Annotated in this window: 6 protein-coding genes; 5 read left to right on the top strand and 1 reads right to left on the bottom strand. The window is 64.8% G+C overall.

The window, feature by feature from the left end:
- The first annotated feature begins 141 nt into the window (after positions 1-141).
- Positions 142-870 (top strand): type 1 glutamine amidotransferase, encoded by a 729-nt coding sequence (locus EV674_RS16020; RefSeq protein ID WP_119014575.1) that lies wholly within the window; start codon positions 142-144, stop codon positions 868-870.
- A gap of 25 nt (positions 871-895) precedes the next feature.
- Here EV674_RS16020 and EV674_RS16015 read toward each other — a convergent pair whose 3' ends face one another.
- Positions 896-1,489: an IMPACT family protein gene (locus EV674_RS16015; protein WP_119014576.1), complete on the bottom strand. Its 594-nt coding sequence runs from the start codon at positions 1,487-1,489 to the stop codon at positions 896-898.
- 333 nt (positions 1,490-1,822) lie between these two features.
- Here EV674_RS16015 and EV674_RS16010 point away from each other — a divergent pair, with 333 nt between their 5' ends.
- The 4 genes from EV674_RS16010 (at position 1,823) to EV674_RS17850 (ending at position 10,300) form a co-directional block, all read left to right on the top strand.
- Entirely contained in the window at positions 1,823-4,663 is a 2,841-nt protein-coding gene (locus EV674_RS16010; protein WP_241525024.1) for a bifunctional diguanylate cyclase/phosphodiesterase, read from the top strand.
- 93 nt (positions 4,664-4,756) lie between these two features.
- Positions 4,757-6,052 (top strand): acetyl-CoA hydrolase/transferase family protein, encoded by a 1,296-nt coding sequence (locus tag EV674_RS16005; protein WP_119014577.1) that lies wholly within the window; start codon positions 4,757-4,759, stop codon positions 6,050-6,052.
- A 60-nt stretch (positions 6,053-6,112) separates the two neighbouring features.
- On the top strand, positions 6,113-6,328 hold the full coding sequence (locus EV674_RS16000; protein ID WP_119014578.1) for a putative motility protein: 216 nt from the start codon (positions 6,113-6,115) through the stop codon (positions 6,326-6,328).
- Positions 6,329-6,460: 132 nt separating this feature from the next.
- Positions 6,461-10,300, top strand: a complete 3,840-nt coding sequence (locus EV674_RS17850; RefSeq protein ID WP_241525025.1) for a class I SAM-dependent DNA methyltransferase — start codon at positions 6,461-6,463, stop codon at positions 10,298-10,300.
- Positions 10,301-10,312 lie beyond the last annotated feature (12 nt).

The raw sequence follows: 10,312 nt of genomic DNA, 5'->3' as shown, positions 1-10,312 counted from the left end.
CTGTAGCCACGGCTGCACCTCTACCGTCATCTTGACTTGCCACGTTGTTTTGACGCGTGGCACTTTACATCAAGTACTACGGCTGTAGTACTAGAGTGAAGCTCTCTAAACCACAGGCGCTCCCTGCTGCGCGCCAGTTCCATGAAGCCACTCGCCATCCTCCAGCACGAGCCCACGCAAGGCCCTGGTTTCCTGTGTGAATACCTGCACCGCCATGGCATTGCCTTTCGCATTTTTCACCCGGCCCAAGGGCAGGAAAGCCCCCTCCAGGCACGCGACTTCAGTGGTGTTGTGGTGCTCGGCAGCGACCACAGCGTCAATGACGACTGCCCGTGGATCAGCGCCGAGTTGCAGTTGCTTCGTGGTGCCCTGGCCAGCGACATACCGGTGCTGGGCCATTGCTTTGGCGCACAGTTGCTGGCGCGTGCCATGGGCGCGCGGGTATGGCGCAATGCCTGCCCCAACATTGGTTGGAGCCGCGTCTGGATCACCCCCACCGCCCAGGGTGCGCTGGGGCACAAAACGCAGGCCACGCTGTTCAACTGGCACTACGACACTTTTGAGATTCCACGGGGCGCCGCACGCACCATGTACGGCAAGCACTGCCTGAACAAAGGCTTCGTGAAGGGCCGCCATTGGGGATTCCAAGGCCACCTGGAAGTGACCGAGGCCAGCGTACGCGCTTGGTGCCGACAAGGCCGCCAGGAGCTGTCATGCGCCCAAGGCCCTGCGGTGCAGACCGAGGCCCAGATGCTGCAATCGCTGCCCCAGCGCACCCAGGAGCTGCATGCCGTGGCCAGCGCAGCCTATGGCACCTGGGCGCAAGGGCTGGTGCGGCCTTGCGCCGTGGCGGTGCGCACGCGCATGTAGCAGTTCAGCGGCTGCGCACGGCGGGTCACTCGGTGCTGGCGGGCCAGCCCACGCGGCCCTGACCCTGGTCGTTGATGCGCTGCACAAAGGCGTCGGCCTGTGCGGCGGGCAGGCGCAGTTGCAGCGTGACCAGGGAGGCGTGCTGCACGTCCAGCAGCTGCGCGCCTGCGGCCTCGATCTCGCGGCGCAGCAGGCCCTCCAGGGCGTAAGGCACCAGGCAGTGCAGCGTGGTCATGCGCTGCAAGGGCACTTTGCTGGCGCCCAGCAGGGCCTGGGCCACGCAGTCGGTGTAGGCGCGCACCAGTCCGCCCGCGCCCAGCTTGACGCCGCCAAAGTAACGCACCACGGTGGCCTGCACGCCCTCCAGGTCGTGGTGGCGCAGCACGTCCAGCATGGGGCGCCCGGCGGTGCCACCGGGCTCGCCGTCGTCCACCGCCGCCGACTGCCCGCCCGCCAGCAGTGCCCAGCAGATGTGCGCCGCGCCCGGGTGCTGCTGCCACAGCGCATCAACGTGTGCTTGGGCGCTGGCGCGGTCGGGCATAGGCTGGATGCAGCCAATAAAGCGGCTTTTCTTGATGGTGAGGTCGCTGTGGACGGGTGCAGAAAGGGTGAAGGCCATATTTTATAGGATAAATCAGGCACTGGCCCAATGCTGGCGGGCGCGAGCAGCTATCAAAATAATATTTTTCTGGGCTGGCATGGCCCCTGAAAAATGGCTTTTATGCCTTCAAAAAAATGCGGCCCTGGAGCAAAGACATGGCCCCAGGCAGGCGTGCGTGCAGGACAGCCCCGCGCCAAGGGTACAGCCGCCCCCATCCGGCCACAACACGCCATTACAGACACTACACTTCGACATCAATTTAGCCACGCCGCCACGACTGCCGTCACGGGCACGACTCCCATGCTGATACACCCCAGTCACCAGCCTGCAGCCAGCCAATCCTTGCGTGCCATGGGCGCACTTTTTGTGCTGCTTTTGTTGGTAAGCCTGCTGCCCTCACTGCCCGGAACCCGGGGCGTGGCGCACTACCTGCCGCTGCACATGGCGCTGGAGACGCTGGCCATCGTGGTAGCGGCACTCACCTTTGGCGTGGTCTGGAGCGTGCGCCACGAGCGCTTGCCGCACAACGCGCTGCTGCTGGCCTGCGGCTTCATGGGCGTGGGCCTGCTGGATTTTTCGCACATGCTGTCTTATGACGGCATGCCCACCTTCATCACCCCCAGTTCCCCGGAAAAAGCCATCAACTTCTGGCTGGCTGCACGCCTGCTGGGAGCGCTGACGCTGGTGACTGTGGCCTGGCTGCCCTGGAGCACCAGCGCCTCTCGGCGCTACGCCCTGGGGCTGCTGGCAACGGTGCTGGCGGTGGTGGCTGCGGTGCACGGGCTGATTCTGTACGCCCCAGACCTGCTGCCGCGCACCTTTGTGCCCGGCCAGGGGCTCACCCCGTTGAAAATCACTTTTGAGTACGTGCTGATGGCCCTGTACCTGGTGGCCGCCGCACTGCTGTTGTGGCACATGCGCCAAGAGCGCCGCTTTAACGCGGCGGGCCTGTTTGCAGCGGCCTGCGCCATGGCACAAAGCGAGTTCTTCTTCACCCGCTACACCGGCGTGACCGACATCTACAACCTGCTGGGCCACTTCTACAAAGTGCTGGCCTACACCTACCTGTACCGCGCCACCTTTGTCGAAACCGTGCAACAGCCCTACGCCCTGCTGCACTCCTCCCAAATGCAGTTGCAGGCCACGCTGGACGCCCTGCCCGACCCGATGCTGGAGCTGGACGACGAAGGCCGCCACCTGGATGTCCGCACCGGCCACACCAGCAGCCTGGTCACCCCCAGCAACGTGATGCTGGGCAAGACCGTACAAGAAATCATGCCCGCCGCAGACGCGGCCATTGCCATGGCCGCTTTGGCCGAAGCGCGCCAAACCGGCTTCTCGCGCGGGCGCGTGATTGCCTTGCAGGTGCCCGACGGCAAGCGCTGGTTTGAGCTGTCGGTAGCGCGCAAAAACACCCTTCCGGGCCAAAGCCAGCGCTACGTAGTCATCTCGCGCGACATCACCCAGCGCCTGGAGAGCAACGAGGCCATGCGCAAGCTCTCGCAGGCCGTCTCGCAAAGCCCCCTGCCGTTCGTCATCACCGACCTGCAAGCGCGCATTGAATTCGTCAACGATGCGTTTTTGCACACCTGCGAATACACCGCTGCCGAGGTGCTGGGGCAAAACCCGCGCATCCTGCAATCGGGCAAAACGCCCCCCGCCGTCTACCGCAACATGTGGGCCCAGCTGTGCCAGGGCAAGCCCTGGCAGGGCGAGCTGACCAACCGCAGCAAAAGCGGGCGCGAGTTCACTGAATCGGTGCTGATCTACCCCGTGCGCAATACGGAAGGCGTGGTCACCAACTACCTGGCCCACAAAGAAGACGTGACCGAGCGCAAACAGGCCGCCGCACGCATACAGCAGCTCTCGCACTACGACCAGCTCACGGGCCTGCCCAACCGCACTCTGCTGGGCAAACATTTCCAGTACGCCATCAGCCAGGACAGCGCCATGGCCGTGCTTTGGATAGACCTTGACCGCTTCAAAGACGTCAACGACTCGCTGGGCCACAACGCGGGCGACTTGCTGCTGCTGGAAATCTCCCAGCGCCTGCGTTCCCATCTGCAAAACCACGACGCGCTCTCGCGCCACTCGGGCGATGATTTTGTCGCGCTGCTGCCCCACAGCGACCAAAGCCAGGCGGCCAAGGTCTGCGCCAAACTGCTGGAGGTGCTGGCACGCCCCATGCTGGTGGCGGGGCAAGAGATTTTTGTCACCGCCTCCATCGGCATCGCCATCGCACCCAACGACGGCGAGCACCTGGACGCCCTGCTCAAAAATGCCGAAACCGCCATGTACCGCGTCAAGGAAGAAGGGCGCAACGGCTACCGCTTCTTCACCTCCGAAATGCAGGCGCACTCGGCGCGCGCACTGGCCTTGAGCAACGCCCTCAAACAGGCCGTACACCGGGGCGAGCTGCACCTGGTGTACCAGCCCCAGGTCTTGCTGCGCGATGGCAGCGTGGTCGGCGCCGAGGCCCTGCTGCGCTGGACGCATCCGCAGTGGGGCTTTGTCTCGCCCGCTGAGTTCATCCCGCTGGCCGAGGCCAACGGCCTGATCGTGCCCATCGGTGAGTGGGTGCTGCACACGGCGCTGTGCCAACTGCGCGCCTGGCTGGATGCGGGCCTGCCCATGATGACCATGGCCGTCAACCTCTCGGCAGTGCAGTTTGCCCAGCCCGGCCTGCCTGACATGGTGGGCCGCATGCTGGCGCAAACCGGCGTCCCGCCCGAGGGCCTGGAACTGGAGCTGACCGAAGCCGTGGCCATGAAAGAGCCCGAAATCGCTGCCCAGAAAATGCAGGAGCTGCGCGCCCAAGGCATCCGCCTGTCGATAGACGACTTTGGCACCGGCTACTCGTCGCTGAGCTACCTCAAGCGCTTCAAGATCAACAAGCTCAAGATCGACCAGTCTTTTGTGCGCGACATCAGCACCGACCCCGACGACCAGGCCATTGCCACCGCCATCGTGCAAATGGCCCGCAGCCTGGGCATGAGCACCATTGCCGAGGGCGTGGAAACCGCCGAGCAACTGGCCTTTTTGCACGCCCGGGGCTGCGACGAGGTGCAGGGCTACCACTTCAGCCGCCCGCTGCTGCCCGCGCTGTTCGACAGCTTCGTGCGCGACAACCTGGAGCAGCAGGCGGCCAAAGCCCGTCAAGCGCACCAGGAAGCCGAAGAATTTGCTATATAAAGCATAGCTTCCAGCGCTTATCCCATAAGCGCTGGAGGCCAAAAATACCAGAATTTCTACCCCCACCGCAGCCACTACAAGGAGACACCCGGCATGCACCTTCCAGCGTCCTATCTGCAAAAACGCACCTCGGCCAGCGACGCCATGCGCCATGTACGCAACGGCGACTCCATCATCGTGCCCACGGGCGTGGGCGAGCCGCCCACGCTGCTGACCGCACTGTCCGAGCAGCGCCGCAATTTTCAGGACGTCAAGGTGGCGCAGATTCTGGCCGTGCGCAAATACGGCTATTTCGACCCCGAAACGGCCCACCACGTGCGCCACGTAGCCCTGTTCTTAGGCCCGGCCAGCCGCGCCGGTGCGCAAGCAGGCTGGGTGGACTTCATTCCCAATTACTTCTCGGAAATCCCGCAGCAGATCGAGCGCGGGCAGATCCCCGCCGATGTGGTCTTCAGCATGGCCTCGCCCATGGACGCGCACGGCTACTTCTCGCTCAGCCTGGGCGCCGACTACACCATGGCCGCGCTGGCCAAAGCCCGCGCCGTGGTGCTGGAAGTGAACCCCAATGTGCCCTTTGCCTATGGCAACTGCCTGGTACACATCTCGCAGGTCACGGCACTGGTCGAGAGCGATGAGCCGGTGTTTGAAGTGGGCCTGCCCAGCATCGGCCCGGTGCAGGAGGCCATCGGCAAGCAGGTGGCCGACCTGATCGACGACGGCTCGACGCTGCAAATTGGCTACGGCGGCATCCCTGATGCCGTGGTCATGCAGCTGACGCACAAGCACGACCTGGGCATCCACACCGAGATGATTGGCGACGGCATCCTGACGCTGCTGGAGAGCGGCGCCGTCACCAACCGGCGCAAAAACTACCTGCCCGGCAAGATGGTGGCCACGTTTGCCCTGGGCTCGGCCAAGCTCTACCGTTTCATGGAGCGCAACCCGGCCCTGGAGATGCACCCGGCCGATTTCACCAACGACCCGATGCTGGCGGGCCAGAACGACAACCTGGTGGCCATCAACGCCACGCTGCAAATCGACCTGCTGGGCCAGTGCGGCTCTGAGAGCCTGGGCTCTGTGCCCTTCTCGGGCACGGGTGGTCAGGCCGATTTTGTGCGCGCGGCCAACCGCTCACGCGGTGGCAAGGCGTTTATCGTGCTGCCCTCCACGGCCAAAAACGACAGCATCTCGCGCATCGTGCCGGTGCTCAGCCCCGGCACACACGTCAGCACCAGCAAGAACGACATCAATTACGTGGTCACCGAATACGGGGTGGCCCAGTTGCGCGGCAAGTCGGCCAGTCAGCGTGCCCGCGAGCTGATCGGCATTGCGCACCCCGCCTTCCGCGCCGAACTGACGGCGCAGGCCAAGCAGATGAATTTGCTCTGAGCTTCAGTGCGCCCCTGCAACTGCCGATAAACCAGTATCACCACCCACAAGGACATCCCCATGGATATTGCCGCTACCAACGCCATCGTGCGCACTGCCACGGCCCAGGCCAGCCAGACCACCTCCGACGCGGTCAACATCGCCGTGCTGAAGAAGGCCCTGAACACCCAGGCCGCTGCCGCAGCCACCATGCTGGAGGCGCTGCCCCAACCACCGCAGCAACCGGCGCTGGCCACCTCGGGCACGCTGGGCACCCGGCTCAACACCATCGCCTGAAGCGCCCGCCGCGCACCCGGCCCCGCTGGCCGGTGCAGCGCCCTTTTCTTGGCCGCCCACCGGGGCGGCTTTTTCACGCACGGCGCTGGCATGCTGCGCCCAGCCTGTTTTTGCCCACCTGCCCACCGCCACATGACCACCCCATCCAGCCCTGCGCCCATTGATGCCGCTGCCACCCAAGCCTTTATCGCCCGCTGGCAGGGCGTTGCCGCCAGCGAACTGTCCACGGCGCAGAGCTTTGTCATTGACCTGTGCGCGCTGCTGGGCGTAGAGCGCCCCCACCCCACCCCACGCCCGACCAAAGCTACATGTTCGAGCGCCCCATCACCTTCACGCACGGCGACGGCAGCACCAGCGCCGGGCGCATCGACTGCTACCGGCGTGGCCACTTGGTGTTGGAGGCAAAAAAGCTCAAGGCTGGCAGCCATACCAAAGGCTTTGACGATGGCCTGCTGCGCGCGCGCAGCCAAGCTGAAAACTACGCCCGTGCCCTGCCCGCCCACGAGGGCCCGACCGCCCTTTGTGCTGGTGGTGGATGTGGGCACGGTGATCGAGGTCTATGCCGAGTTCAGCAAAAGCGGCGGCACCTACACGCCGTTTCCTGACCCGCGCAGCCACCGTCTGGCCTTGGCCGACCTGGCCCGCCCCGAGGTGCAAGAGCGCCTGCGCCGCATCTGGCAAGACCCCGACAGCCTCAACCCCGCGCGCATCAGCGCCCAGGTCACGCGCGATGTGGCGGCGCTGCTGGCGCAACTGGCCAAGTCGCTCGAAGGCGGCAACGCCAGCGCCAGCAGCAACCCCGGCGCTGGCACAAATTTCAAGCCAAATAAGCCTGAAGACCAAGCGCAGCAAGCGCTACCAGCTTCTGAAAACATAGCATCGTATTTGACCCGCTGCCTGTTTTCCATGTTTGCCGAGGATGTAGAGCTGCTGCCCAAAGGCGCGTTTTTGGGCCTGCTGCAAACGCACCGCAACGACCCGGCCACGCTGCAACAGATGCTGCGCATTTTGTGGACGGACATGGACAAAGGCGGCTTCAGCGCCGCGCTGGCCAAGCCGGTGCTGCACTTCAACGGCAAGCTGTTCAAGGGCGCAGAGCGCGACGGCTACAGCCTGCTGCTGACGCCCGCGCAGATTGATTTACTCATTCAAGCGGCCAAAGCCAACTGGCGCGAGGTGGAGCCAGCCATTTTTGGCACGCTGCTGGAGCGCGCCCTCAGCCCCACCGAGCGCCACGCGCTGGGTGCGCACTACACGCCGCGCGCGTATGTGGAGCGGCTGGTGCTGCCCACGGTGATAGCGCCCCTGCGCGCCGACTGGGCCAACGCCCAAGCCGCCGCGCTGGAGGGCAAAGCAGCCGAGGCCAAACTGGCCGAGGCCCGCGCCGAAGTCAAAAAGTTTCACCACCAGCTCTGCACCACGCGGGTGCTAGACCCGGCCTGTGGCAGTGCCAATTTTCTGTACGTCACGCTGGAGCATTTGAAGCGCCTGGAAGGCGAAGTGGTCAACCAGCTCGAAGCACTGGGCCACACGCAAGACCAGCTCGGCTTTGAAGGCGAAACCGTCACGCTGCAACAACTGCGCGGCATCGAACTGAACGAACGCGCCGCCGCCCTGGCTGAGCTGGTGCTGTGGATTGGTTATTTGCAGTGGCATATCCGTACCCGAGGCAACGCCGCCGTGGCCGAGCCGGTCGTCCACAACTACGGCAACATCGAATGCCGCGATGCCGTGCTGGCCTGGGATGCGCAAGAGCTGGCCTACGACGAGGCTGGCCAGCTGCTCAGTCGCTGGGATGGAGTGACGTTCAAAGTCCACCCGGTGACGGGCGAAAAGGTGCCCGACGAAGCCGCCCAAGTGCCGCAATGGCGCTACGTGGGCGCCCGGCCCGCGCCGTGGCCGCAGGCGGATTTCATTGTGGGCAACCCGCCGTTTATTGGAAAACTGCGGATGCGCGAGGCTTTGGGCGATGGTTACGTGCAGGCGTTGCGGGCGGCCTGGCCGGAAGTACCGGACAGCGCAGACTTTGTGATGTTCTGGTGGGCACGGGCAGCGGCGCTGGTGTCGGCGAGGTCTTGCAAGCGCATGGGGCTGATCACGACCAACAGCCTGACCATGGTGTTCAACCGGCGCGTGGTGCAGGCGGGGCTGGATGGTGCTTTGACTTGCACCGGTTTGGAGGGCGCTGCCTTGGATGGCGCTGCTTTGGCGGGCGTGGGGTTGGTGGATGCGGGTGCAACGGGCGGGGATGGCGCCGGGGAGGCTGGGGACGCTGCGCCAATTCCCGGCCAACCATGCCATTTGGTGTTTGCCATTGCCGACCATCCTTGGGTGGACGGCGCCAACGGCGCTGCGGTGCGCATTGCCATGACCGTGCTGGCGCCCGACGCAGGCGAAGGGCAACTGTGCAGCGTTGTGGGCGAACAAACCGGCGAGCACGGCGAAGTGGCCGTCGAACTGATCGAGCGCACCGGGTTGATTCACGCGGATTTGAAAGTGGGCGCCAATGTCACCCAAGCCCAAACACTCCAAGCCAATGCCAAGCTGAGCAGCGCTGGCGTGATTCCCCACGGCGCAGCCATGCAACTGACCGCCGAAGAAGCGGCCACCATGGAAGCAGATGCGCCCATCAAGCCCTACCGCAACGGTAAAGACCTGACGGACAAATCTCGCGGCCTGCTCGTAATCGATTGCCACGGGCTCAGTGCAGAACAGGTGCGCGAACGCTACCCCAGGCTTTACCAATGGCTGCTGGATCGGGTAAAGCCCGAGCGCGATGTCAACAAAGACAAAGACCTGCGCGAAAAATGGTGGCTGCATCGGCGCAATAACGACGACATGCGCCGCGCCTCGGCCGGGCTACCGCGCTACATCGCCACCGTGATGACGGCCAAACACCGGATTTTTCAGTTTTTGGATGGCGCAATCCTGCCGGATCAAATGCTGGTCGTTATCGCTTTGAACGATGCCTACGCCTTGGGCGTTCTTTCCAGCCAACTGCACGCCGAATGGGCGCTGGCCACAGGTAGCACGCTGGAAGACCGCCCGCGCTACAACAAATCCCGCTGTTTTGAAACCTTCCCCTTCCCCGACGACGACACCGGCCTGACGCCCGAACTGCGCCAGCGCATCGTCCTGCTGGCCGAGCAGATCGACGCGCACCGCAAGCGCGTGCTGGGGCAGGTGGGCGCTGCGGCGGGCGATTTCGCCAGCGCAGCGCGTATGAGCCCGCCGCAGTGCCCGCCTGCCCCAGCACTACCCGCCACCGCACCGGCCCCGGCACTGCCCGCCACCACGCCAGCCGCCGCCCAGGCCCAGACCGCAACCGCCCTCACCCTCACGGGCCTGTACAACGTGCTGGCCGCCCTGCGCGAAGGCCGCCCCCTCAACGCCAAAGAAAAAGCCATCCACAGCGCCGGCCTCGTCGGCGTGCTGCGCGAACTGCACGACGAACTCGACGCCGCTGTGCTCGCCGCCTACGGCTGGGCCGACCTGGCCGCCGACATGGCCAGCGCCCCCGCCACCGAAACCCACACCAGCGCCGTCGCCCAACTGCTGCTGCGCCTGGTGCAGCTCAACACCCAGCGCGCCGCCGAAGAAGCCCAAGGCCGCGTGCGTTGGCTGCGGCCTGCGTTCCAAAATCCGCAAAAATCGCTATCAAAAACAGAGCTGCTCGCGCTCGATACGCAAGCGCCAGGGGCCAATTTGGATGATGAAAAATTGCTATCGAAAACAGAGCAATCCAAGCCCACACAGCAAACCCCCTGGCCCGCCCAACTGCCCGAGCAAGTGCGCGCCGTGGCTGCCGTGCTGGCCGCCAGCCCGGTGCCCCTGAGCTTGAGTGCCATCGAAGCCCACTTCAAAGGCCGTGGCCCCTGGAAGAAAAGCCTGCCCACGCTGCTGCAAACGCTGGAGGCCCTGGGCCGCGCCCAGTGCGTGCAGCACCAAGGCGCCAGCGCCTGGCGCGGCTGATGCGCGCAGCCA

The organism is Simplicispira metamorpha (assembly GCF_004341365.1).
Taxonomy (GTDB): domain Bacteria; phylum Pseudomonadota; class Gammaproteobacteria; order Burkholderiales; family Burkholderiaceae_C; genus Simplicispira; species Simplicispira metamorpha.
Note: the sequence above shows the minus strand (reverse complement) of the source record. Positions and strands in the feature narration are given on the sequence as shown.